General features: G+C 68.8%; 25 protein-coding genes and 1 tRNA gene. 11 read left to right on the forward strand and 15 right to left on the reverse strand.

What is annotated here, in order from left to right:
- Positions 1–45: 45 nt before the first annotated feature.
- Genes xseA through D514_RS23370 form a run of 5 tightly spaced genes read left to right on the forward strand, consistent with a single transcriptional unit; the run spans position 46 to position 4,320 of the window.
- Entirely contained in the window at positions 46–1,323 is a 1,278-nt protein-coding gene (gene xseA / locus D514_RS23350; protein WP_017828702.1) for an exodeoxyribonuclease VII large subunit, read from the forward strand.
- A gap of 36 nt (positions 1,324–1,359) precedes the next feature.
- Positions 1,360–1,602, forward strand: coding sequence for an exodeoxyribonuclease VII small subunit (locus D514_RS23355; RefSeq protein ID WP_017828703.1), 243 nt, complete (start codon positions 1,360–1,362; stop codon positions 1,600–1,602).
- A complete protein-coding gene (locus tag D514_RS23360) occupies positions 1,599–2,243 on the forward strand; it encodes a DUF4245 family protein (protein WP_017828704.1) in 645 nt (214 codons plus the stop codon). The genes D514_RS23355 and D514_RS23360 overlap by 4 nt, the downstream gene beginning before the upstream one ends.
- Entirely contained in the window at positions 2,240–2,929 is a 690-nt protein-coding gene (locus D514_RS23365; RefSeq protein WP_017828705.1) for a carbonic anhydrase, read from the forward strand. Before D514_RS23360 ends, D514_RS23365 begins: the two co-directional genes overlap by 4 nt.
- Positions 2,926–4,320, forward strand: coding sequence for an aspartate ammonia-lyase (locus D514_RS23370; RefSeq protein ID WP_017828706.1), 1,395 nt, complete (start codon positions 2,926–2,928; stop codon positions 4,318–4,320). The genes D514_RS23365 and D514_RS23370 overlap by 4 nt, the downstream gene beginning before the upstream one ends.
- A gap of 64 nt (positions 4,321–4,384) precedes the next feature.
- Here the strand turns inward: D514_RS23370 and D514_RS23375 are convergent, their stop codons facing one another.
- From D514_RS23375 to D514_RS23385, 3 genes are all read right to left on the reverse strand, one after another.
- Positions 4,385–5,671 (reverse strand): PhoH family protein, encoded by a 1,287-nt coding sequence (locus tag D514_RS23375; RefSeq protein WP_236610943.1) that lies wholly within the window; start codon positions 5,669–5,671, stop codon positions 4,385–4,387.
- 254 nt (positions 5,672–5,925) lie between these two features.
- The gene (locus D514_RS23380) at positions 5,926–7,056 is read right to left on the reverse strand and encodes an aminotransferase class V-fold PLP-dependent enzyme (RefSeq protein ID WP_017828708.1); all 1,131 of its coding nucleotides are present in this window, start codon (positions 7,054–7,056) and stop codon (positions 5,926–5,928) included.
- A gap of 41 nt (positions 7,057–7,097) precedes the next feature.
- Positions 7,098–7,877, reverse strand: a complete 780-nt coding sequence (locus D514_RS23385) for an isoprenyl transferase (protein WP_017828709.1) — start codon at positions 7,875–7,877, stop codon at positions 7,098–7,100.
- 98 nt (positions 7,878–7,975) lie between these two features.
- Here D514_RS23385 and D514_RS23390 point away from each other — a divergent pair, with 98 nt between their 5' ends.
- Complete coding sequence (locus tag D514_RS23390; protein WP_017828710.1) at positions 7,976–8,707, forward strand: hemolysin III family protein; 732 nt, start codon at positions 7,976–7,978, stop codon at positions 8,705–8,707.
- 7 nt (positions 8,708–8,714) lie between these two features.
- Here D514_RS23390 and D514_RS23395 read toward each other — a convergent pair whose 3' ends face one another.
- Positions 8,715–9,017: a hypothetical protein gene (locus tag D514_RS23395; RefSeq protein ID WP_017828711.1), complete on the reverse strand. Its 303-nt coding sequence runs from the start codon at positions 9,015–9,017 to the stop codon at positions 8,715–8,717.
- Positions 9,018–9,084: 67 nt separating this feature from the next.
- On the opposite strand from D514_RS23395, the gene D514_RS23400 reads away from it, so the two are divergent.
- Together D514_RS23400 and greA are read left to right on the forward strand one after the other, a co-directional pair.
- Positions 9,085–9,471, forward strand: a complete 387-nt coding sequence (locus D514_RS23400) for a DUF4307 domain-containing protein (RefSeq protein ID WP_017828712.1) — start codon at positions 9,085–9,087, stop codon at positions 9,469–9,471.
- 98 nt (positions 9,472–9,569) lie between these two features.
- Positions 9,570–10,058 (forward strand): transcription elongation factor GreA, encoded by a 489-nt coding sequence (gene greA / locus D514_RS23405; RefSeq protein WP_017828713.1) that lies wholly within the window; start codon positions 9,570–9,572, stop codon positions 10,056–10,058.
- Positions 10,059–10,127: 69 nt separating this feature from the next.
- Here greA and ilvA read toward each other — a convergent pair whose 3' ends face one another.
- Entirely contained in the window at positions 10,128–11,357 is a 1,230-nt protein-coding gene (gene ilvA, locus D514_RS23410; protein WP_017828714.1) for a threonine ammonia-lyase, read from the reverse strand.
- Positions 11,354–12,550: an AI-2E family transporter gene (locus tag D514_RS23415; RefSeq protein WP_017828715.1), complete on the reverse strand. Its 1,197-nt coding sequence runs from the start codon at positions 12,548–12,550 to the stop codon at positions 11,354–11,356. The genes ilvA and D514_RS23415 overlap by 4 nt, the downstream gene beginning before the upstream one ends.
- Before the next feature lie 86 nt (positions 12,551–12,636).
- Between D514_RS23415 and D514_RS23420 the strand changes: the two genes are divergently transcribed.
- Both D514_RS23420 and D514_RS23425 read left to right on the forward strand, forming a co-directional pair.
- Positions 12,637–13,902, forward strand: a complete 1,266-nt coding sequence (locus D514_RS23420; protein WP_017828716.1) for a winged helix-turn-helix domain-containing protein — start codon at positions 12,637–12,639, stop codon at positions 13,900–13,902.
- On the forward strand, positions 13,899–14,804 hold the full coding sequence (locus tag D514_RS23425) for a hypothetical protein (RefSeq protein WP_017828717.1): 906 nt from the start codon (positions 13,899–13,901) through the stop codon (positions 14,802–14,804). Before D514_RS23420 ends, D514_RS23425 begins: the two co-directional genes overlap by 4 nt.
- A gap of 10 nt (positions 14,805–14,814) precedes the next feature.
- Here D514_RS23425 and D514_RS23430 read toward each other — a convergent pair whose 3' ends face one another.
- From D514_RS23430 to D514_RS23440, 3 genes are all read right to left on the reverse strand, one after another.
- Entirely contained in the window at positions 14,815–15,381 is a 567-nt protein-coding gene (locus D514_RS23430) for a LemA family protein (protein WP_017828718.1), read from the reverse strand.
- Between the two features lie 88 nt (positions 15,382–15,469).
- Positions 15,470–16,783 carry a D-arabinono-1,4-lactone oxidase gene (locus D514_RS23435; RefSeq protein WP_017828719.1) on the reverse strand — a complete coding sequence of 438 codons (1,314 nt, stop codon included), beginning with the start codon at positions 16,781–16,783 and terminating at the stop codon, positions 15,470–15,472.
- Positions 16,780–18,027 (reverse strand): alanine racemase, encoded by a 1,248-nt coding sequence (locus D514_RS23440; RefSeq protein ID WP_017828720.1) that lies wholly within the window; start codon positions 18,025–18,027, stop codon positions 16,780–16,782. The genes D514_RS23435 and D514_RS23440 overlap by 4 nt, the downstream gene beginning before the upstream one ends.
- Positions 18,028–18,113: 86 nt before the next feature.
- On the opposite strand from D514_RS23440, the gene D514_RS23445 reads away from it, so the two are divergent.
- Positions 18,114–18,186 (forward strand) — tRNA-Leu (locus D514_RS23445).
- Between the two features lie 9 nt (positions 18,187–18,195).
- Here the strand turns inward: D514_RS23445 and D514_RS23450 are convergent.
- From D514_RS23450 to D514_RS23475, 6 genes are all read right to left on the reverse strand, one after another.
- The gene (locus tag D514_RS23450; RefSeq protein ID WP_017828721.1) at positions 18,196–18,861 is read right to left on the reverse strand and encodes a DedA family protein; all 666 of its coding nucleotides are present in this window, start codon (positions 18,859–18,861) and stop codon (positions 18,196–18,198) included.
- Positions 18,862–18,867: 6 nt separating this feature from the next.
- On the reverse strand, positions 18,868–19,794 hold the full coding sequence (locus tag D514_RS23455) for a hypothetical protein (RefSeq protein ID WP_017828722.1): 927 nt from the start codon (positions 19,792–19,794) through the stop codon (positions 18,868–18,870).
- A 291-nt stretch (positions 19,795–20,085) separates the two neighbouring features.
- Positions 20,086–21,576: an NAD(P)/FAD-dependent oxidoreductase gene (locus D514_RS23460; RefSeq protein ID WP_036322989.1), complete on the reverse strand. Its 1,491-nt coding sequence runs from the start codon at positions 21,574–21,576 to the stop codon at positions 20,086–20,088.
- A 25-nt stretch (positions 21,577–21,601) separates the two neighbouring features.
- Positions 21,602–22,909, reverse strand: coding sequence for a S8 family serine peptidase (locus D514_RS23465; protein WP_017828724.1), 1,308 nt, complete (start codon positions 22,907–22,909; stop codon positions 21,602–21,604).
- A complete protein-coding gene (locus D514_RS23470) occupies positions 22,906–23,448 on the reverse strand; it encodes a DUF501 domain-containing protein (protein ID WP_017828725.1) in 543 nt (180 codons plus the stop codon). Before D514_RS23470 ends, D514_RS23465 begins: the two co-directional genes overlap by 4 nt.
- 46 nt (positions 23,449–23,494) lie before the next feature.
- Positions 23,495–24,073: a septum formation initiator family protein gene (locus tag D514_RS23475; protein ID WP_017828726.1), complete on the reverse strand. Its 579-nt coding sequence runs from the start codon at positions 24,071–24,073 to the stop codon at positions 23,495–23,497.
- Between the last annotated feature and the right edge of the window lie 7 nt (positions 24,074–24,080).

The following is a 24,080-nucleotide window of genomic DNA, read 5'->3' on the forward strand; positions in this document are numbered from 1 at the left end:
CAGCTGTGCGAGGCCGGGGAGACGCGGGAGCGGGAACGGGAGCGGATGACAGTCTTCGAAGCGACCACGGGCCGGGGCGAGACGCCACCGGCCGATTCCGTCGCACCCCGCGACTCGACGGCCGACGCCCCCACCTCGGTCACCCGGCTGAACGCCACCATCCGCGACTTCATCGCACGGTGGAACACCGTCTGGGTCGAGGGAGAGATCACCTCCTGGAATGTGCGCGCCGGCAACGTGTTCGCGCGGCTGAAGGACACCCGCTCCGACGCGCAGATCTCCATCCGAGTGTGGTCGAGCGTGCGCGGGCGCATCCCCTCCGACATCGGCATCGGCGATCATGTGGTCGCCGCGGTCAAGGCCGACTACTTCGTCAAGGCCGGCGATTTCAGCTTCGCTGTCTCCGCGATGAAGCACGTCGGGCTGGGCGACCAGCTCGAGCGCCTCGAGAAGCTGCGCGCGCAGCTGCGACAGGAAGGCCTGTTCGACTCTTCGCGCAAGAAGCGCCTGCCCTTCCTGCCGCATGTGATCGGCCTGATCACGGGCGAGCGCTCGGACGCCGAGAAGGATGTGCACCGCAACGCCGAGCTGCGCTGGCCGCAGGTGCGCTTCCGCACCGAGTACGCCGCCGTGCAGGGCGACCGCTGCGTTCCCGACACGCTCGCCGCCCTCGCCCGGCTCGACGCCGACCCCGAGGTCGATGTGATCATCATCGCCCGCGGCGGCGGAGACCCGCAGACGCTCCTCGGCTTCAGCGATGAGCGGCTCGTGCGCGCGGTCGCAGCGGCCTCCACGCCCGTCGTGAGCGCTATCGGGCACGAGAACGACCATCCGCTGCTCGACGATGTGGCCGATCTGCGCGCTTCGACGCCGACCGATGCCGCCAAGCGCGTCGTCCCCGATGTCGGTGAGCAGCGGGCGCTCATCGCGCAGCTGCGGTCCCGCGCGACCACGAGGCTCACGCAGCGCCTCACACACGACATCGCTCAACTGGAGCAGCTCCGCTCCCGCCCGGTGCTGCGTTCGCCCGCACCGATCATCGACGCCCGCGCCCAGGAGATCTGGCTGCTGCTCGGACGCGGCCGTGACACCGTGAACCGACAGCTCGACGACGCCGGGCGCCGCACCGGAGAGCTTCGGGCATCTCTCCGCGCGCTCTCGCCCGCCGCGACCCTGGCTCGTGGCTACGCGATCGCCCACCTCGATGGGGGCGTGATCCTGCGCGACGCCGCCGATGCGCCGGCCGGAAGCACGCTCACGATCACCCTCGACCGGGGCTCGCTGACCGCCCGCTCGGAGGGCGAGATCGCGGAAGACGCCTGAGCCGGACACCCGCGGCGCACGACGTAAGATGGAGGAGTGAGCGCCCTGAACGACACCCCTGTGGACACGCTGTCGTTCGAGGCGGCTCGAGACGAGCTCGTCAAGGTCGTCGCCGAACTCGAACAGGGATCCCCGACCCTCGAGAACTCGCTCGCCCTCTGGGAACGCGGTGAGGCCCTCGCCGCCCGTTGCGAAGAGTGGCTGCTGGGCGCCAAGCGCCGCCTCGACGCCGCTCGTGCCGCGGCATCCGATGTCGAGACGCCGGCAGGAGACTCGTGAGCAAGCAGCCCCCGATCATCGCCGAGCTCGGCCGCCCCGAGACTCCGGAAGAGACCGCCGCCCGCAAGGCCGCGTTCAGCAAGGCCTACCGGTCGAGCCAGACGGTGAGAAACCTCGTGGCGGCGCTCCTGGTCACGGTCGCCGTGGTCGCCGTCATCATCTTCGCCGTCCCTCGCGGCACGCCGGTCGAGCAGAAGCCACTGGATGTCGCCGCCGTCGCCGAGGGCGTGGAGTCGTCGATGGATCGCCCCGTGCTCATCCCCGAGCTCGGCGACTTCTGGCGTGCGAACGGCGCCGAGATGCAGGGTGGGGCCACCGTGGTGTGGGAGGTCACCCTGGCCCCGAAGTCCGACACGGAGCGCGGGTTCATCAAGGTGGCCCAGGCGTTCGACGCCGATTCCTCCTGGGCTCCGCAGCGTCTGAACGGCATCGCGCCGACCGACACCGTGCGCATCGGCGGCCTCGACTGGGACGTGTACAAGCCCGGAAGCGCTGAATCGAACGCGAACGTGACGTATGCCATCGGCACGCAGGCCGGCGACGACTACATCCTCCTCTACGGCTCGCGCTCGGCCGATTCGACCGCCGAACTCGCCGAGTCCCTCATTCCGCAGATCCGCATCATCTCGGAGGCCCCATGACGCACCCGTTGACCCCCACCGCTGCCTGGAAGCAGATGCAGGACGGCAACCGCCGTTTCGTGCAGGACGAACCCCGGCACCCGAATCAAGACGTCGCCCGCCGCAAGGATCTGACGGCAGCACAGCATCCGGTCGCCACGCTGTTCGGATGCTCGGACTCGCGCCTCGCCGCCGAGATCATCTTCGACCTCGGCCTCGGCGACCTGTTCGTGGTGCGCAACGCCGGACAGGTGATCGGCGAGTCGATCGTCGCGAGCCTGGAGTATGCCGTCGCGGTGCTCGAAGTGCCGCTGATCGTCGTGCTCGCCCATGACTCCTGCGGCGCCGTGCGTGCGGCGATCGACGGCACCGCGATCGATGCCGCTCCCCTGCCCCCGCACATCTGGAAGCTGATCGCCCCCATCGTTCCCGCCGCGCGCAAGGTGCTGGCCGAGAGCGGCGGGACCACCGTCGCCGAGATCGACTCGGAACTGGTCGGCATCGAGCATCTGCGCAACACCGTGAGTGATCTGCTGCAGTCGTCCGAGATCATCAGCGACGCCGTGTCCGCGGGTCGCCTGGGCATCGTCGGCGCCAACTATCGTCTGGCCGAGGGCACCGCGGTGCCCGTGATCACGGTCGGAATCGACGCCGACGGCGTCACCACCGAGGGAACTGACCCCGCAACCAAGGAGGGTTCGGAATGACCGAGCAGGACTACCGCATCGAGCACGACACCATGGGTGAGGTGCGGGTGCCCGTGAACGCGCTCTACGGAGCGCAGACCCAGCGCGCCGTGGAGAACTTCCCGATCTCGGGCAAGGGACTGGAATCGACCCAGATCGCTGCCCTGGCCCGCATCAAGAAGGCCGCGGCACTGGCCAACAAGGAGCTCGGCACTCTCGACGGTGCCATCGCCGATGCGATCGCCCAGGCCGCAGACCAGGTCGCCTCCGGAGACCACGACGGCGAGTTCCCGGTCGACACCTACCAGACCGGCTCCGGCACCTCGTCGAACATGAACATGAACGAGGTGCTGGCGACGCTCGCGACGCGCATCCTCGGTGCGACCGTTCACCCCAACGACCACGTGAACGCCTCGCAGTCGTCGAACGACGTGTTCCCGACCTCGGTGCACATCGCGGTCACCCAGGCCCTCATCGACACGCTCATCCCCGCGCTCGACCACCTCGCCGTCGCCCTCGAGGCGAAGGCCGAGCTGTGGAAGAACGCCGTCAAGTCCGGCCGCACCCACCTGATGGATGCCACCCCGGTGACCCTGGGCCAGGAGTTCGGTGGCTACGCCCGTCAGATCCGTCTGGGCATCGAGCGCGTGCAGTCCGCTCTCCCCCGCGTCGCCGAGGTCCCGCTGGGCGGCACCGCAGTCGGCACCGGCATCAACACCCCGCTCGGCTTCCCGCAGAAGGTCATCGCGCTGCTCGCGGCAGAGACCGAGCTTCCCATCACCGAGGCCAAGGACCACTTCGAGGCGCAGGCCAACCGCGACGGACTGGTCGAGGCCTCCGGCGCGCTGCGCACGATCGCGGTCTCGCTGACCAAGATCAACAACGACCTGCGCTGGATGGGCTCCGGCCCCAACACGGGTCTCGGCGAGCTGCACATCCCCGACCTGCAGCCTGGTTCCTCGATCATGCCGGGCAAGGTCAACCCGGTCGTTCCCGAGGCCGTGCTGATGGTGTGCGCACGCGTGATCGGCAACGACGCGACGGTCGCCTGGGCCGGCGCATCCGGCTCCTTCGAGCTGAACGTCGCCATCCCGGTCATGGGCACGGCCGTGCTCGAGTCGATCCGTCTGCTCTCGAACGCCTCGCGCGTGCTCGCTGACAAGACGATCGACGGTCTGCAGGCCAACGTCGAGCGCGCCGCCGCATTCGCGGGCATGAGCCCGTCCATCGTGACGCCGCTGAACAAGCTCATCGGCTACGAGGCTGCGGCGAAGATCGCCAAGCACTCGGTCGCCAAGGGCATCACGGTGCGCGACGCCGTGATCGACCTCGGCTACGTCGAGCGCGGCGACCTCACCCTCGAGCAGCTCGACGAGAAGCTCGACCTGCTGTCGATGACGCACCCGGGCTGAGTCCCCCACGAAACAGCGGATGCCGCGAGGACTCGTTCCTCGCGGCATCCGCTGTTTCACGCCGTCAGCTGAGCTCTCCACCCTCCAAGAGCTCGGTGACGAGCGCGGCGATCGCCGACCGTTCGGAGCGGGTCAGGGTCACGTGGCCGAAGAGCTCGTGTCCCTTCAGCGTCTCGATCACGCTGGCGATCCCGTCGTGACGGCCGACGCGGAGGTTGTCGCGTTGGCCGACGTCGTGTGTAAGGATCACGCGCGAGTTCTGCCCCATGCGGCTCAGCACCGTCAGCAGCACGTTGCGCTCGAGCGACTGGGCCTCGTCGACGATCACGAACGCGTCGTGCAGGGAGCGCCCACGGATGTGGGTCAGCGGGAGCACCTCGAGCAACCCACGCTCGATCACCTCCTCGATCACGTTGCCCGAGACCACCGAGCCGAGCGTGTCGAACACCGCCTGCCCCCAGGGGCCCATCTTCTCGCCCTGGTCACCGGGGAGGTAGCCGAGCTCCTGCCCGCCGACCGCGAACAACGGTCGGAACACGATGATCTTCTTCTGCTGCTGCCGCTCCAGAACCGCTTCGAGTCCTGCGCAGAGCGCGAGCGCCGACTTGCCGGTGCCGGCGCGTCCGCCGAGGGAGACGATGCCGACCTCCTGATCGAGCAACAGGTCGATCGCGATGCGCTGCTCCGCCGAACGGCCGTGCATCCCGAAGATGTCGCGGTCTCCACGCACCAGTCGGTACTCGCCGTCTCCGCTCACCCGACCAAGCGCAGAACCGCGCTCGGAGTGGATGATCAGTCCGGTGTTCACCGGAAGGCCGCGAGCCTGCTCGCTGATGCCGACCTCGCTCTCGTAGAGGTCGCTGATGTCGTCGCCGGAGAGATCGAGCGTCGAGATCCCGGTCCACCCGGAGTCCACCGCCTGCTCGGCGAGGTACTCCTCGGCGCGAAGTCCCAGGGAGGCGGCCTTCACACGCATCGGCAGGTCCTTCGAGACGATCGTGACGTCCTGACCGTCCTGCGCGAGGTGCATCGCGACCGAGAGGATGCGGGTGTCGTTGTCGCTGAGGCGGATGCCGGCCGGAAGCACCGACGAGTCGGTGTTCGCGAGTTCGACCCGGAGCGTGCCGCCCTCACCGACCTCGACCGGGAAGTCCAGGCGTCCGTGCTCGATGCGCAGGTCATCGAGGTGTCGAAGGGCCTGCCGCGCGAAGTAGCCGATCTCCGGATCGTGCCGTTTGCCCTCGAGCTCGGTGATCACGACGACGGGGAGGACGACCGAGTGCTCGGCGAACCGGAAGAACGCCTGCGGATCGCTCAGCAGGACCGAGGTATCGAGGACATAGGTGCGCAGATCCTGATCCGGATCGGCGGACGATGCTCGCCTCGTCGTCTTACGGGTGGACTGCTGCGCGGTGCTGGTGGCCTGCTGCGCTGTACGTGTGGTCACGACCCACTCCCGACCCGGGTAATCCCGGCTATTCGAACGAGTCGACCAGGGGGTCACGAGTCGTCAACCTGAGGCCGACTCGAACGGGCGCCTTGCCCGATGCCTAGAACGTACGACCGCGTGGGCGATTAACGCGGACTCGACACGCCAGCGATTCGTTAAGCGCTGGTGAACGTCTCGTTGCCGAACGCGTGCAGGGCCTCATCGAGAAGCGCGAACGTCGCCGCATCCGTGCCCGCGTGGGGCGCGATCCGCACCGAGGATCCCCGTGCGGTCACGACGAGACCGGCGTTGGCAAGTGCCGCGGCGAGGCGTGCGGGCTCCTCCGGGGCGAGCGCCACGATGCCGGCGCGCTCGACGCGATCACGCGGGGAGCGCACCTCGATCCCATGGCGGTCGGCGATCTCGATCACGGTGTCGACGTGTTCCGCGAGGCGCTGCTCGATGGCGGCGACACCGGCATCGCGCACATCCCGCACGCCGATCGCGAGTCGTCCCGCGGCGAGGGTATCCGGTTGACTCACGGTGAAGGCGCGAGCCGAGGGCGCTGGCGCCGGGAGCTCGTCGACGAACAGGCCGGTGGCCGTGGTGCCGGTGATACCGGAGAGGACGGGCGAGATGCGCTCTCTGGCGCGGGGTGAGAACCACGCGAAGGCACTGCCCCGGCCTGCGCGCAGCCACTTGTAGCCGTGTCCGACCACCACATCGGCCGCGGAGTAGTCGACATCGATCACGCCGAACGATTGGACGGCGTCGAGGATGAGCAGGCGGTCGGGACCGATCGCCTCGCGAAGCGCCGCCAGGTCGGTGCGATACCCGGTGCGGAAGTCGACGTGGCTCACGGCGAGGGCGACCACCTCGTCATCCAGCGCCTCGATGACGGCATCAGCGGTGACGCGTCCGTCGTCCGGGGTGATCCAGCGCGGGATGATCGCACGATCAGACGCCGTCGACGCGCGCTCCAGGGTCAGGCTCACGCTGGGGAACTCGGCGGTGCTCGCGATCACAGCGCCGGACAGGCCGAACAGCGCGTGCATGAGTCCGTGGGTCGATGACGGCTGCAGGGTGACGTCGTCGGCGTCGCCGCCCAGCAGCTCGGCGACGAGTTCCTGGGCCTGACCGATGCGCTCGGCGACCAGGGAGAGGGAGGACGGTCGTCCGCTGCCGAGCAGGTCGGCATCGGCGAACACCTCTTCGCGTACGGAGGGCGACAGCGGGCCGAAGGCCGCCCAGTTCAGGTAGCCGGACTCGTTGTCGAAGGTGTCGACATAGTCCTGGAAAGTGCTCACTTCGTCATTGTGGCACGGGCCCGCGCGGGCCCGTCGCCGGGTCAGCGACCGAAGCGCCTGTCGCGGTCGGCGTAGTCGCGGATCGCCCGGAGGAAGTCCACCTGACGCAGGTCGGGGCCCAACGCCTCGACGAAGTAGAACTCGCTGTGCGCGCTCTGCCACAAGAGGAAGTCGCTGAGCCGCTGCTCCCCACTCGTGCGGATCACGAGGTCGGGATCGGGCTGCCCACCCGTGTAGAGGTGCTCGCCGATCATCTCGGGCGTGAGGTGGGCGGCGAGGTCCTCCAGCGTGCCACCGGAGGCCTCATGCTTCGCGATGATGCTCCGCACCGCGTCGACGATCTCATTGCGGCCGCCGTAGCCGACGGCGAGATTCACGTGCAGTCCGGTGTGATCCTTGGTGCGGTTCTCCGCATCCGAGAGCACCCGTGCGAGTTCTGCGGGGAGGATGTCGGAGCGTCCGACGTGCTTCACCCGCCAGTTCCCCTCCTGCGACAGGGCCTCGGCGAGTTCGGCGATGATCTCGATGAGGTCGGCGAGTTCCGCGGAGTCGCGCTTTCTCAGGTTGTCGCTGGAGAGCAGATAGAGCGACACCACGCGCACGCCGAGCTCGTCGCACCAGCCGAGGAACTCGCGCATCTTCGCAGCGCCTGCTCGGTGTCCCTCCGCGGGCGTGTCCAATCCGAGCTGACGCGCCCACCGGCGATTGCCGTCGATCATCATCGCGACATGATGCGGCACCGTGGCCGGATCGAGGTGGCGGCGCAACCTGTTGGTGTAGAGCCGATACAGCGGCCCTCGCCCCGGGCTCTCGCGTGACATCACCTCCCTACGCTACCGTGCCGGGGCCTGCGGCATCGTGTGCGGAAGCTGGGATATATGTGCCCTGCACGGTATGCGGGTCGGCTTAGAGTGAGCGTGTGAGTACTCCCGAGCCCTCCGGTCCCGACGTCCCTCAGCTGCCTCTGCTCGAAGCCGCGGCTGTCGATGCCGCCCTCGAGACCAAGCCGACCTGGCGAGGATGGATCCATGCCGGCACGTTCCCGGTGGCACTGGTCGCCGGCGTGGTGCTGATCGTCGTCTCCCAAGGTGCCGCAGCGAAGTGGGCCTCCGCCGTGTTCATGCTCACGTCACTGCTGCTGTTCGGCAACTCGGCGCTGTACCACCGCATCGACTGGCGGCCGAAGGTGAAGGTGCTGCTCAAGCGCATCGACCACGCCAACATCCTCCTGCTCATCGCCGGTACCTACACACCGCTGGCGGTGCTGGCGCTGCCGCCGGAGAAGGGCGTGCTGCTGCTCAGCTTGGTGTGGGGAGGCACGCTGGTCGGCATCCTCTTCCGGGTGTTCTGGATCCACGCCCCGCGCTGGCTCTACGTCGCGCTCTACCTGCTGCTCGGATGGGCAGCCGTGATGTATCTTTTCGATCTCATGAACGCGAACTTCGCGATGATGGTGCTGGTGATCGTCGGCGGGCTCCTGTACACGGGAGGCGCGGTCGTCTACGCGCTCAAGAAGCCGAACCCCTGGCCCGGGCACTTCGGATTCCACGAGATCTTCCACGTGTGCACGGTGCTCGCGTTCCTCTGCCACTGGACCGCATGCCTGCTCATCGCCCTGTCGCCGCTGTCGCCCTCGCTGGGCGCACCGTGACGCGAGGTCAGCGCGCGGGCGTATCGCCGTCGGTGTCAGAGGCAGCGGTGCCGTCCGAGGTCGGCGCGCCCTTTCCGGGAGCCGCGGCGGCATCGCCCTCGGCCCGCGCTGCTTCCTCGGCGTCGAGCTCATCGCGCACCTCTTCGCGGTACCGGACGCGGCGGATGCGGCGGTTCATGTCCCAGATCAGCAGGATCACCGCGATCACGACCACGACGATCGCGGCGAAACCGACGAACCCCGGGGTGACCGACACCGGGTCGACGGTCATGCTCGGCGTCGGCATCGGGGTCTCGGACAGAGAGAACATGAATCGGCCTTTCGTACGCAGGTCGCATAACCTGGTAACACCAGCCTAACGACCGGAAGACCCACCCGTGACGACCGCACAAGAGCTCGACGAACGCTATGGCCGAACCCGACGACGCCGCGCGCCGTGGATCATCGGCGGTGCGATCGCACTGCTGATCATCGGCGCCTTCAGCTGGATGACCGTGGCCCAGTCGATGGCGTCCGTCGACGCGGACGATCTGGGCTTCGAGCTCGTCGACGAGCACTCCGTGAACATCACCTTCCAGGTCACCGGAGTGCAGGGCAAAGACGTGGTGTGCGCCGTCGAGGCCCTCGACGAGGAGTTCGGTGTCGTCGGCTGGAAGATCGTCGAGATCGAGGCCGGAGACAGCCACTCGCAGGCGCGCTCCGTCACGATCCCCACGGTGTCAGAGGCCACCACAGGTTTGGTGAACAGCTGCTGGGTCGCCTAGACTCGTGCCAGACAAGACGACGCCCCGGCACCGTGCCGGGGCGTCTTGGCATATCCCCCGCAGCATGCCGGAGGGATCCCGAAAGAAGGAGCTTCGTCATGTCCACCGATGCTCAGGTTCCCTTCCTCACGCAGGAAGCGTATGACCGGCTCGTCGCCGAGCTGGAGCACCTGTCCACCTTCGGCCGCGACGAGATCGCCAAGCGCATCGAGGCGGCCCGCGAAGAGGGCGACCTCAAGGAGAACGGCGGGTACCACGCCGCGAAGGACGAGCAGGGCAAGCAGGAGGCGCGCATCCGCACGCTGGAGGCTCTGCTGAAGACCGCCAAGGTGGGCGAAGCTCCGGCCAGCCGCGGAATCGTCGAGCCCGGCACCGTCGTCACCGCCCTCGTCGCCGGCGGCGAAGAGGTGTTCCTGCTCGGCAGCCGCGAGATCGCCGCCGGCAGCGACCTCGATGTCTACAGCGAAGCCAGCCCGCTCGGCCAGGCCATCCTCGGCCTCAAGGTCGGCGAGAAGTCGTCGTACGAGGCCCCGAACGGCCGCGAGATCAGCGTGGAGATCGTGAACGTCGAGACGTACACGGGCTGAGACGCCACACAGAAGCGCCCCCGCATCCTCAGGACGCGGGGGCGCTTCTGTGTGAATGCGCAGTCGTGCTCAATCGGGGACGAGGATGGGTTCGAAGCCGGCGCGACGCAAGGTGTCGAGCGTGTGCTCGGAGTGCTCGGGACCGCGCGTCTCGACACTGAGCTCGAGGATGACGTCGCTGATCTGCAGACCATGACCGTGGCGGGTGTGCATGGCCTCGATCACGTTCGCGCCGGCCTCGGCGATGAGCTCGGAGACGCGGGCCAGCTGACCGGGGCGGTCGGGCAGAGGGATGCGGATCGTCAGGTAGCGACCGGAAGCGGCGAGTCCGTGCGACACCACGCGCTGCAGCAGGAGCGGATCGATGTTACCGCCCGACAACACGGCCATGGTGGTTCCGCTGCCCGTCACCTTGCCTGCCAGGATCGCCGCTACACCGGCGGCACCGGCGGGCTCGACCACGACCTTCGCCTGCTCCAGCAGGATGAGGATGGCCCGTGCCAGGTCGTCGTCGGAGACCGTGACGACCTCGTCGACGAGGTCCTTGATGATGTCGAACGGGACGGCACCGGGACGAGCGACCAGGATGCCGTCGGCGATGGTCGGTCGGGTGACGATGTCGACGGGCTCGCCTGCCTCGAGCGACGGCGGAACGGCGGCGGCGTTCTCGGCCTGCACACCGATGATGCGGACCGTACGGCCGAGCTCGGCGGCGCGTGCCTTCACGGCTGCCGCGACGCCGGCGATCAGACCGCCCCCGCCGATCCCGAGCACGACGGTGTCGACGTCGGGCGCGTCCTCGAGGAGTTCGAGTCCGAGCGTTCCCTGCCCGATCACGATGTCGCGGTGATCGAACGGATGGATCAGCACCGCACCCGTGCGCTCGGAGAACTCAGCGGCGAGACGCAGCGAGGTCGCCACCGTCTCCCCCTCCAGCACGACTTCCGCTCCGTAGCCGCGCGTGGCGAGCAGCTTCGGCACCGGAACGCCCAGAGGCATGAAGATCGTCGCCGGGATGCCGAGTGCCTGCGCCGCCAGGGCCACTCCCTGCGCGTGGTTTCCGGCTGAGGCTGCGACCACGCCACGCGAGCGCTCTTCGGCGCTCAGCTTCGACAGCCGGTAGGCCGCGCCGCGGATCTTGAAGGATCCCGTGCGCTGGAGGTTCTCCATCTTCAGCAGCACCGGGGCGCCGAGGATGTCGGAGAGCGCTCGCGACGGCAGCGTCGGCGTGTGCGAGATCACCTCAGCCAGACTCTGAGCAGCGTGCTCGAACTCGGTCAGGCTGGGGACTGCACTCATCGATTCCTCCGTCTCCGCTCGCGCGGTACTGTGCTCCAGATAAGGTCTCCGCTCGGCCCGACGCCCGTGCGCCAGGATCCCGAGCTGATGGTCACGGCTGCGACGTTGATGAACGCCGCCAACGGCACCGCGAACAGTGCGCCGGGGATGCCGGCGATCATCGCTCCACCTGCCACGACGAGGACGACGGCGAGCGGATGCACCTTGACCGCCGAGCCCATCATGATCGGCTGCAGGATGTGTCCTTCGATCTGCTGGACGGCCAGCACGACCAGGAGCATCCAGAGCGCGATCCAGGGGCCGTTGTACACCAGTGCCAGGAACACGGCGACGGCGCCGGTCACGACCGCACCCACGATCGGGATGAACGAGCCGAGGAACACCAGGACGGCGACCGGGAGCGCGAGGGGCACCTGCAACAGGAACGCCCCGAGTCCGATGCCGATCGCGTCGATCGTCGCGACGAACAGCTGCGTGCGCGCGTAGTTCACGATCGTGGTCCAGCCGTTGCGGGCCGCTCCGTCGACGGCCGGCTGAGCCTTGCGCGGGAAGATCCGGAGGGTCCACCGCCAGATGCCGGCGCCGTCGGCGAGGAGACAGATCAGGATGAACAACGACAGCACGGCACCCGTGGCGACGTGCCCGACGGTGGTCCCGATCGCCAGGGCGCCGGTCCACAGCACCTGCGCCTGCTCGTTGAGGAAGTCGAGACCCTGCTGCAGGTAGTTCGCGATCTGCGTGTCGGAGAGGCTCAGCGGACCCTCGTGCAACCAGACCTGGAACTGATCGAAGGCCTCGGTCGAACGCTGCTGCACATCGGGCAGCTGAGCACGCACCTGCCAGACGACGAGCCACATCAGCCCGGTGACGATGGCGGCCGTCCCGATGAGCGAGATGGCGATCGCCAGCCAGCGCGGGAGACCACGCCGCAGCATCCACGAGAAGGCCGGCCACAGGAGCGCGGTGATGAGGATGCCCACCATGAGGGGGATGACCAGGAGCTTGAGCAGCATCACGAGCCAGATGAATACGCCGATCGCCGCCGCGATCAGCAGCAGCCGCCAGGCATAGCCCGCCGTGATGCGCAGAGGCAGCGGTACCGCCTCGTCGGCCTCGGTCGACACGGTGCGCTCGGTGGAGACCGGGCGCGGACGGAACAGATCTCTCAGTCGGGGTCGCTGGTCCTCACTCATCGCCCAAGTCTACGGTCACGCCGTATGCCCTCGAACGCATCTTTCCCCGGAGGGTCCATGTCGGCGCTCGGCGATACCCTGACCGTGTGACCGACACCCTCACTCCGACCCAGGCACGCCGCATCGCTCTGGCCGCGCAGGGCTTCACCCGCGCGCGGCCCGCATCGGTCGCGGGGCGCCACGTGCACCGGGTGATGGATCGTCTCGGTGTGCTGCAAATCGACTCCGTGAACGTGTTCGCACGATCCCACTACCTGCCGTTGTTCTCGCGGCTGGGTGCCTACGAACCGGCCCTGCTCGACCGCGTCTTCCTCTCGCGCACGACCCATTACGTGGAGTACCTCGCTCACGAGGCGACCTTCATCCCGATCGAGGACTGGCCGCTGTGGCGTTTCCGCATGGACGATTTCCGCCGGCGCTGGGCGGGCGAAGAGTCCTGGATGTCGAGCAATGCACGAACGCTGCAGTGGGTCCAGGACGAGCTGCGTGCGCGCGGGCCCTTGCGTCCCGCCGATCTCCGTGCCGATGCTCCCAGGGAACGCGGCACCTGGTGGGACTGGGACGACGTCAAGCTCGCCCTTGAACACCTGTGGCGCACCGGCGATGTCGCCATCAGCGGGCGACGCGGGTTCGAGCGCACGTATGCGCTGGCCGAGCACGTGATCCCTGACGCCATCCGTTCGCAAGAGGTCTCCCGCGCCGACGCCATCCGTGAGCTGACCCGCCGCGCGGCCCGATCGAGCGGCGTCGCGACGCAGTCCGACCTGGCCGACTACTACCGGATCCGCGACCGGGCCGCCGTCGCCCGCTCGATCGCAGAGCTCGTCGACGCCGGCGAACTGGAGCCCGTACAGGTGCGCGGCTGGGAACGCGGCGGGCGTCCACTCGCCGCCTGGCGGCATCGTGCTGCGGTGCTGCCCCGCAAGGTCGACGCCGCGGCGATTCTGACGCCGTTCGACCCGGTGGTGTGGTTTCGAGATCGCGCACTCCGCGCGTTCGAGCTCGACTACCGCATCGAGATCTACGTGCCGGCCGAGAAGCGGCGGTTCGGCTACTACTCCTTGCCGGTCCTCGTGGGCGACCGCATCGTCGCGCGCGTCGATCTCAAGTCCGACCGCGCGACATCGACGCTGCAGGTGCAATCCGCCTGGTGGGAACCGCAGGCCCGCCCCGGCGATGCCGAGCAGATCGCTGCCGAGCTCCGACTCGCAGCGGCCTGGCAGAGCCTGGATCACGTCTCGGTGTCGAGGTGGGGTGACGCCACCGAAGCACTGCATGGGGCACTGGCGGCCGGAGCAGGCACCGGTGCCTCCGTGCGTCGTCACGTGCACGCGCGAGAGAGTCCGGCGTGAGAAGGGCCCGTTGGTGGCTGCTCGGCGGCGTCGCCGGTCTCGTCGTCGTGGCCGCGGGGCTCTGGCTCTGGTCGTCGACGAACCGCTCCTCCACGCCGGAAGACGCGGCGCTCGCCTATGTCCAGGCGCTTGAGTCCGGTGACGCCGACGCCGTGGCGGCCACCGGCATCGACGTGTCGGATACCGCACTGGTCGCCTTCGCCGCCGCCACCGCGTTCATCGAAGACTCCGAGGTCACGACCGCCCGACGCGAAGACGACGGCACGTCGGCCTTCGTCCCGATCTCCTTCCGACTCGACGGCGAGACGCACACCGCGCAGTTGACGATCGCCATCGTCGACGGCCGCTGGAGCGTCGATGCGACGGGACTCGGCACACTGACCGTGGAAACGACGATCGGGTCGGATGTCGCGATCGGCGATGCGACCGTTCCGGCGGAGACGGCTACACTGCTGCTCCCCGCGACCTACGCCCTCGCCGCCGCGCCGGAGACACTGCTCGAGGGCGAGAGCGCGGCGCGGGTGCTGCCAGGGATGAAGACAACGACGACGCTCGACGTCGTGCTGCGGCCGGAGGCGACGGCGGTCGCGCAGGCCCAGCTCGATACGCTCCTCGAGAGCTGCACCGCTGAGAGCGCAGAAGTCCCCGACGGATGCCGCATACGCATCCCTTGGGGGACCGAGTTCCGCGAGGTGGATGCCATCCGCTACCGGATCGACACGGCACCGGTCATCGCGTTGACTCCCGCCGGTTTCACCGCAGAGGGTGGAGTGCTGGTGGCCACCATCACCGGCATCGCTCAGAACGGCGAAGCCCGCACGACCACCTATCGGACGGACTCCTGGAGCGTGCGCGGCGACCTGCAGTTCACCGCCGACGGACTCCTGCTGTCGGCGTGGTGAACGACCGGCGTCAGAACTGCACGCGCGGCGGTTCGGAGATCGCGCTGCTGTCGGCGACCTCGAAGAACTCCCGCTCGGAGAAACCCAGTCCCTTGGCGAACAGGTTGTTGGGGAAGACCTTGATCTTGGTGTTCAGCTCGCGCACGCCGCCGTTGTAGAAACGGCGCGCCGCCTGCACCTTGTCCTCGGTGTCGACCAGTGCCTGCTGCACCTGGAGGAAGTTCGTGCTCGCCTGCAACTGCGGGTACGCCTCGGCGACCGCGAAGAGGCTCCGCAACGCCTGCTGCAGGTGCCCCTCGGCAATGCCCGCCTCGCCCGGCCCTCCGGCCGACAGGGTCTCGGCACGCGCACGCGTGACGTTCTCGAAGACGGCCTTCTCGTGGGACGCGTAGCCCTTCACCGTCTCGATGAGGTTCGGGATGAGGTCGGCTCGTCGCTTCAGCTGCACCGTGATGCCGCTCCACGCCTCATCGACGCGGACGTTCAGCTGCACCAGCGAGTTGTACGTGGCCCACAGATAGATGCCGACGAGCAGGATCACTCCGACAACGATCAGTACCGGCACGAGCCATTCCATCAGAGCCCCACCCTTCCTCGTGTTTCTCTCATCCTAGACGCGCAGTCTGCACGTGGACTGGGCGCGCGCGGCCTCCCCTGCGTCCCGATCAGCTGCCGAGGACCCGCTCGAGGTAGCGGTTGCCGAAACGACGCTCCGGGTCGAGGCGATCGCGCAAGGCGACGAAGTCGTCGAAGCGCGGGTATCGCTCCCGGAGGGTCTGCGCCGTGAGCGTGTGGAGCTTGCCCCAGTGCGGGCGCCCGCCGAACTCGTGCATGATCTCCTCCACGGCGCCGAAGTACTCCGTGGGGTCGGCCCGCCAGTAGCGGTGCACGGCGATGTACGCGCTCGCGCGTCCGTGAGCCGTCGACAGCCAGCGGTCGTCGGACGCGGCGAAGCGCACCTCGATCGGGAACTCGATCGTCCATCCGCGCCGCGCGATCAGCGCCTGCACCGCCTCGAAGGCCGGCACGACGTTCTCGACGGGGATCGCGTACTCCATCTCACGGAATCGCACTGTCCTGCTCTGGATGAGCACCCGGTGCGAGAGTTCGGTGTACTCGCGATCTCCGGTGAGCCTGACCGCGAGCCGGCTGAAGGACGGAGTGATCGCCGGAACGACCTGACCCGCAGCGCACGCCACGCGATACACCCCGTTCGAGAGCAGCGTCTCATCGATCCACCGTCCGACCACCGGGAGCGGCTTGCGCACCGTCGCCTCCGGCAGCCGCATCTGGCGCTTGGTCAGCGCGATATCCGTGTGGGGGAACCAATAGAACTCGAAGTGGTCGGAGGCGGCCACGCGCTCGTCCAGGGTGGCGAGCACCTCCTCCAGACGCACCGGTTCGTCGATCGCGTGCATGACGAACGCCGGCACGCACTGCAGGGTCACCTCGACGATGATGCCGAGGGCGCCGAGTCCGAGAGCCGCAGCGGGGAGCAGCTCGCTCTCGTGCTCCTCGTCGATGCGGAGGAACTCGCCGGCTGCCGTGACCATGGTGACGCCGACGACCTGAGTGGCGAGGCCACCGTACGCGGCACCGGTGCCGTGGGTTCCGGTCGAGATCGCGCCGGCGATCGACTGACGATCGATGTCGCCCAGGTTCTCCATCGCCAGCCCGTACGGGGCGAGAAGTCCGGGGATTCGGTGCAGCCGGGTGCCGGCGAGCAGGGTCACGCGTCCCGTCGCGGCATCCGCCGAGACGAGTCCCTGCAGGTCGTCGAGCTCGAGCAGGACACCCGGGGCGACCGCGATGCCCGTGAAGCTGTGGCCGGCGCCGACGGCCTTCACCGGAAGCCCCTGCTTCACCGCGGCGACCACCGCCCGCTGCACGCCCTCGGGGGTGCGCGGACGCTCCACGCGCACGGGCCGCACGGAGGCCGAGCGAGCCCAGTTCTGCCAGGTGCCACCGATTCTCGTCACAGGAAGGCCTTTCCCTCGCCCCGGTAGGTCGGCAGCTCGTCGATGATCTCGTCGCCCGAGACCAGGTGATAGCTCTCGATGCGCTCGGCCGGCTCGCCGCTCTTGGCATGCCGGAACCAGACCCTGTCGCCCACGCCGAGCGATGTCGCCGCCGGTCCCTGCAGGGGCGTCTGCACCTCGCCGGCAGCCTCGCGGGAGAGGGTATGGAGCCCCTGCGGCCAGACGGCACGCGGTTGACGCGAGGCGACAGCGGGGCCAGAGGCGATCCATCCTCCGCCGAGCACCGTGGCGATGTCGATGGCCGGGCGCCGCACCACGTCGAACGCGAATGCGGACGCCGGAGCGGGGCGGAACGAACGATACCCGTCGAACAGATGGCCGCCGAGGAGCCCGCTTCCGGCGCTCGCCTCGCTGAGCGACTCATCGCTTCCGGTGAACTCGAGCGACCCCGTTCCGCCGCCGTTGAGGATCTCCAGCGGCGTGATCTCTCCGACCGCGGCGACGATGGCCGCCCGGCGCTCGCGCAGCTCGTTCCGTGAGCGCGACTGCACCATCCGGATCAGCGGGGCATCGGGGCCGGCATCGTCCCCCTGCCCAGCGATCTGCGCGTCGTACATCTGCAGTCCGACGAGCCGGAATCCCGGACGGGCGACGATCTTGCGAGCGAAAGCGGCGACCTCTCCCGCGTTGAACAGCGCCGAACGGCGCACGCCGATGTGACCGAGGAGCGAGGAGCGCCAGGAGGCATCGACGTCGATCGCGACACGGATCTCCGGACGCGAACCAGGCCCTGCGACGCTGTCGAGCAGGTCGAGGTGCACGAGGTCGTCGATCATCAGCGTGATGCGCTGAGCAGCCTGCTCGTCGGCGAAGAGCCGTGCCAGACCCGCACGGTCGACCGTGGGATAGCCGAGCATGATGTCGTCATGGGTCTCGGCGAGCCACAGCGCCTCCTCGAGCGTGAAGGCGAGGATGCCGCGGAACCCCGGGAGCTTCAACACGGCATCGAGCACGGACCGCACGCGTACCGATTTCGAGGCGACCCGGATCGGCAGCCCGCCTGCCCGCACCAGAAGGTCCATCGCGTTGTAGCGGAGCGCCTCCCGGTCGATCACCGCCACCGGCGCGGGGAGATGCCCCGTCGCAGCGGACAGGCGCGGCCAGTAGCGGGCCGGGTCCTCCCATTCGGGGGCGACCGCGGGCGCACCGTGGGCGGGGCTCAGTTCGTCGATGAGGTCGAGCACTCCCCCACACTAAGGCCTCCCCGGACTGCGGATCACCCCCGAAGGCACCGCGTCGCATCCGGGCACGCCGATAGGCTGGCGAGGAGGCCCCCGTAGCCCAATGGCAGAGGCAGGCGACTTAAAATCGCTTCAGTCTGGGTTCGAGTCCCAGCGGGGGCACATCCGCACTCAGTCCTCCGCCGGCGCGACCGTCTTCCGCTCGCCCGCCGCCTCGCGAATGCGACGCACGACCAGGACGACCAGTGCAATCGCGATGGCCGAGTACACGGCGTAGTCGAGGTACCCGAGGTACTGCTCGAGCTTTTCGTGCTGCGTGCCCAGCGCCGCTCCGACCCCGAGGAGAAGCGCATTCCAGAGCCCGCTGCCGATGATCGTGTAGATGCTGAACGTCGCGAGGTTCATGCGGGAGGCCCCGGCCGGAATCGAGATCAGGCTGCGCACTCCGGGGACCATCCTTCCCACCAGCACGGTCCAGCCGCCGCTGCGCACGAACCACTCCGATCCGCGTTCGAGATCGGAGCGGCTCACCAGCTTTGTGGCGGCGAGCATCCGCACCGCGCGATCCATCCCGATGGCCGCGCCGAGCCCGTACAGCAGCAGCGCCCCCAGCCAGGACGCGAGCGTGCTCCAGAAGATCAGCCACCCCAGGTTCAGGGAGCCGCTCTGGCTCAGGTACCCCGCGAAGGGCAGGATCACCTCGCTCGGGATCGGCGGCACCAGGACTTCGAGGAAGACCAGCACGCCCACGCCGATGTCCCCCAGCGCGGTGAGGACATCGGCTGCGAATCCGGTGAGCCCGGTGAAGCCGTGATCGGCAGCAGCAGTGAGAGCCATCCGCGGTCAGCGCCCGAAGATATCGCCGATACCGGGGATGCCGAGGTTGCCGAGCTGCTCGCCCCAGCCGCTCGCCGCCTCTCCCAGCCCCGACACCGTCTCGCCCGCGGAGCCCATCAGATCGCCCGCACCCCCGGCGAGGGACTCGACATCGATACCGGCGGCGAGGGACTCGACATCGATGCCTTCCGCCAACGCGCCGAAGTCGACGCCGATGTTCGCGGCCTGCTCCAGAAGAGGACCCGCCACCGTGCTGAGCACCGCACCCCCGGCCACCACGCCGAGCAGTCCGACCGCCGCGCCCCCAGCGACGACCGCAGCACCGCCGACACCCGCACCGCGCACGCGCGACAGCAGACCACGCATCCGCCCCGGGTTCATGGCCTCGGCACGTCCGGCGGCGCGAGCGAGGTCATCCGGCGACGACGACCGCGGACGCTCGCCCGGCTCGAGCTCCTGTCGCATGCGGGCTTCGACGAGCGAGCGCTGCTCAGGGGTCAGACGCGCGAACGCGTCGCGGTGGATCTGCTCGACGCGCTGCGGATCCGCCGTCTGCAGCAGGTAGTCGTAGCGGGCGATGGCGGCACGGTCCGCATCGCTCATGGCCTGCGAGGCCCGGGAGGCTCCGGGCGACGGTGGTGCGTAGGGGTCGGCGGCAGACGGTGCGGAGCTCGTGGACCGAAGCCGCTCACTGGGCGCGGCGGGCGGTGCGTACGGGTCGGCCGTCGCCGGACGGCTCTGGCTCGGCGACCGCTCCGGCTCTCCCTGCCCGCGAACGGCGTCGACGGCGCCACGGAGCATGCCGCCCCAATCCGTCGACCGGGACCCGTCCTGTGCGCGTGATCCGTCAGCCGTGTGACCGTTGCGCGCCGAACCGGCGTTCTTCTCGAGCGCCTCGGATGCCATGCCGATCAGTCGGGAGAGCTTTCCCATGAGTGGTCCCTTTCGTGGTGCGGACCGCCCAGGATCCACCACGTCAGGATGACGGCAGGGTCTCTCGGCAGCCCGCGATGCGGGTGCCAAGGTCTCCTCCACCCTCACGGGCCGGCGGGCCGGAGCACGATCTCGTGCTCGTAATGACGACGTCGCCGCATTCGGGAGTACTCCCCTTGCCTGCGCGACGATACCGGCTGTACCTGTGCACCGCCTCGGAGACGCTCCGCAGAGACGACGATCGGCCCCGGCGCAGAGCGCACAGGGCCGATCGTCGTACTCGAGGGTCTGTTACTTGGCTGCAGCCTCGGCCGGCTCGGGAGCCTTCTCGGCGACAGGCTTCTTCGCGGCAGGCTTCTTCACCGCGGGCTTCTTCGCAGCCGGCTTCTTCGCAGCAGGCTTCTCCGATGCCTCGGCCGATGCCGCCGGAGCAGCGTCCGCCACGGGAGCGGCGGGAGCGGCCGGACGCGGGCGCGCGGCGAACTCCTCGAAGACGTAACGCGGGTTCTGCACGGTCTCGAGGTTCACCAGGTCGCGGCCGAGCCACAGGTTGTTCCACCAGCCCCAGATGACGCGGAACTTGCGCTCCCACGTCGGCATCGCGAGACCGTGGTAGCCGCGGTGCGCGACCCAGGCCACGAAGCCCTTGAGGGCGATCTTTCCGGACTGGAAGACACCGTTGTACAGGCCGAGACCTGCGACAGCGCCCAGGTTCTTGTGGAGGTACTCCTTGGGGTTCTCCCCACGCAGCACGGCGACGAGGTTCTTCGCGAGCAGCTTCGCCTGGCGAACCGCGTGCTGGGCGTTCGGCACGCAGAAGCCGCCGACGCCACCGCCCGACAGGTCGGGGACAGCGGAGACGTCTCCGGCTGCCCACGCGCCCTCGACGAAGGCCTCGGGGGTTCCGACGCGCAGGTCGGCGCGGGTCTGGATGCGACCGCGCTCCTCGACGGGCAGGTCGCCGCCGCGCACGACGGTCGGGTTGGCCATGACACCGGCGGTCCACACGATGACGTCGGTCGGGATGACCTCGCCGGTGGAGAGCTCGACGTTGCCGTCGACCGCGCTCGTCAGCTGCGTGTCGAGGTGCACGTTGGCGCCGCGCTTGGCGAGGTCCTTGAGCACCCACTCGCTGGTCTGCAGCGAGACCTCGGGCATGATGCGGCCCATCGCCTCGATGAGGTGGAAGTGAGTGTCTTCGAAGCTGATCTGCGGGTACTTGCCCACCAGCGCGGACGCCAGGGAACGCAGCTCGGCGAACACCTCGATACCCGCGAAGCCGCCACCGACGACGACGACGGTCAGCAGACGGTCGCGCTCAGGACCGGCGGGAAGCGAGGCGGCCTTGTCGAAGTTCGACATGACCTTGTCGCGGATCGCGACGGCCTCTTCGATCGTCTTCAATCCGATCGCGTTGTCGGCGATCCCGGGGATCGGGAAGGTGCGCGAGACGGCACCGGCCGTGACGACGATCTGGTCGTACGCGAACTCGTACGGCTCGCCGACGGGCGGCGTGATCGTCGCGACCTTCTGCGCGTGGTTGATGTTCGTCACCTTGGCGGTGAGGACGTTGGTGCGCTTGAGGTGACGGCGGTGCGCGACCACCGAGTGCCTGGCTTCGATGGAGCCGGCGGCGACCTCGGGGAGGAACGGCTGGTACGTCATGTACGGCAGCGGGTCGACCATGGTCACGTCGGCCTCGCCCTTGCGCAGGTGCTTCTCGAGCTTCCACGCGGTGTAGAAACCCGCGTACCCTCCGCCGACGATCAGGATCTTGGGCACAGTGCTGTTCTGAGGCACAGAAGAACTACTCCTCGGAGTCGGGGGTGTGGCGTACGGAAATGCGCGCCGATCGGATGCGCCGGGCAGCTGCGGTGACGCCAAGCGCTACCAGGATACCAGGGACCGTGAGCGCAATGAGCGGCAGGGTACCGTAGCGCAATGAATCCGCGCTGGGAAGCAACGGTGAACCGGCTTCGGTGGGCGCATCGGGCGCGGGGAGAGGCGGGACGGCGACGGGTGTCATCGTCGGAACCGGCTGCGGCTCCGTCTCCGCGCGACGGAAGACGCGGATCCACTCGGCGAGGTCTCCCATGGGGTTCTCGCTCACCGCGGGAAGGTTCGCCGAGATCGCCGCTGCGGCATCCACCAGTCCGTATCCGTAGAGGGGATCCTGGGGTTTGACCGCATCAGGGACGGGGATCGCGGTCTTGATGATGCGGTTGATGACATCGATCGCCTTGATGTCGGGGTGCGCCGAGCGGATCAGCGCTGCGACTCCCGCGACGATCGGCGCCGCACCACTGGTTCCGCGCCACGGCACGACCGTGCCGTCTGCGGAGACGCCGATGAGCCCCTCGCTGGGCGCGGAGATCCCGATCGTGATGCCCTGGGTCGACGCCTCGATGCTCGCCACGCCGGTCTGGTCGACGCCACCGACCGTGAGTACACCGGGAATGGTCGCCGGGGCGCCGATGATGTTCGTCCCACTCCCCCGATTGCCGGCGGCGACCACGACCACCACGTCGTGCTCGAAGGCATATAGGAACGCGTCGTCCCAGCTCTTGTCCCAATCGAGCGTGTTCGTCGTGAAGGAGAGGTTGATGATGTCGGCACCGTTGTCGACGGCCCAGCGCATGCCCTTCGCCACCTGCTCGGTGAACGGAACAGCGGCGGCCGCGCTGAATCCCACCGAGATCGAGAGCAGGTTGGCTTCCGGCGCCACGCCGATCATGCCGGTCCCGTCGGGCGCACCGCGACCGGCAGCCAGCGAAGCCACCCACGAACCGTGATTGCCATCGACGGCGCCCAGGGGCGTGCGCCCGTCCGGAGTGCCTGACCCCGAGACATCGGTGCCACCCACGACAGCATCGCCGAAGACCGAGGGCACCTTGCCGATGCCGGTGTCGATCACCGCGATGGTGACGCCCTTGCCACGAGTGGTCTGCCAGGCCTCGCGGATCCGCGCCCCGTCGAGCCAGTACTCCGAAGCCCGCACCGGGTCGGCAGGGTCGTCGGGGATCGGGGCCGGAGTCGGCGCGACGCCGAGGAGCAGCACAGTCGCCGCCACCACCACGATGGCGGCAGCGCTGCGCAGCGTCCGGCGTGCGGTCATACCGCGGAAGCCGCCTCATCGCGCAGGGCGGCGCCAGGGTCTTCACAGCGGCAGACCGAAGGCGACCAGGAGGATCGAGCGAGTGCGGCGTCGCCGATCGGGTTGACACCCTGGCCTGCGGCCAGGGCATGCCCGGCCAGAGCGTGCAGGCATTTGACGCGCGTGGGCATTCCCCCGGCGGAGATGCCGTCGATCTCGGAGACCTCGCCGAACTGCCTCCGGTCGGCGAGGTAGGCCTCGTGGGCTGCGAGATACGCCGACGCCACTGCCTCGTCGTCGACGAGAAGGGCCGCGAGCTCCGGCATCACCTGGGTCGCCTCGAGCGTCGACATCGCCGCGGTCGCCGCGGGGTGGGTCAGGTAGTAGAACGTCGGGAACGGCGTACCGTCCGGCAGACGCGGTGTGGTGGCGACCACCGTCGGGTTGCCGCACGCGCAACGGGCCGCGATGCCCACCACACCTCGGGCGGAACGGCCGAGCTGGGCCGATACGACGGCGAGCTCGGCGGGCGTGGGGGCAGGGAACGGCGGCGTGGTCACCTCACCAGCGTAGGGGAGCCGCCGGGGAAGTTGCTCGACGGGACGGTCAGGGAGCGACGGCGGCCGTATCGCTGAGGCCGGTCGAGACGATGGTGCGCAGCAACTGCGGCATCCAGTCCGTCGGCTTCTCGACGATCGTGTCGCTCACGGGCTCCTGCTCCCGCGGAAGGGCCGCGGGATCGAGGTCGTTGTCGATCAGATACACGACCTCTCCGGGCTTGACGTAGTAGAGGCGCTCGCGGGCCTGCGTCGTGATGTACACGGGGTCGTTCCAGCGCTCACGTTCGGCGACGAGGGAGGCGATCTCGTCTTCGCTCACCTTCACCGACGCTTCGAGGGCCGCGATCTTCTGACGTTGATCGATGAAGGTCCCGAGCGTGGGCACGAGCACCCAGGCACCCAGCACCACCAGCGAGAGCATGATGACGGAGAAGGCCGAGAGGCGGATGCCGGACGCCCACTCGCGGACGTCGACGCGAGGCGCCTCACCACGGCTCCTGCTCGATGAGCGCGGTGCGGAGGACGATGCGGCGGGCGTGGCCGGCTTCTTCGAATTCATCGTGCCGGCGGGTCGCGGCGTCTGCGGTCCCGGAGACGCCGAAGGAGGAGCCGGTCGTCGTGCCACGGCTCCT

Source organism: Microbacterium sp. UCD-TDU (assembly GCF_000340625.1).
GTDB lineage: Bacteria > Actinomycetota > Actinomycetes > Actinomycetales > Microbacteriaceae > Microbacterium > Microbacterium maritypicum.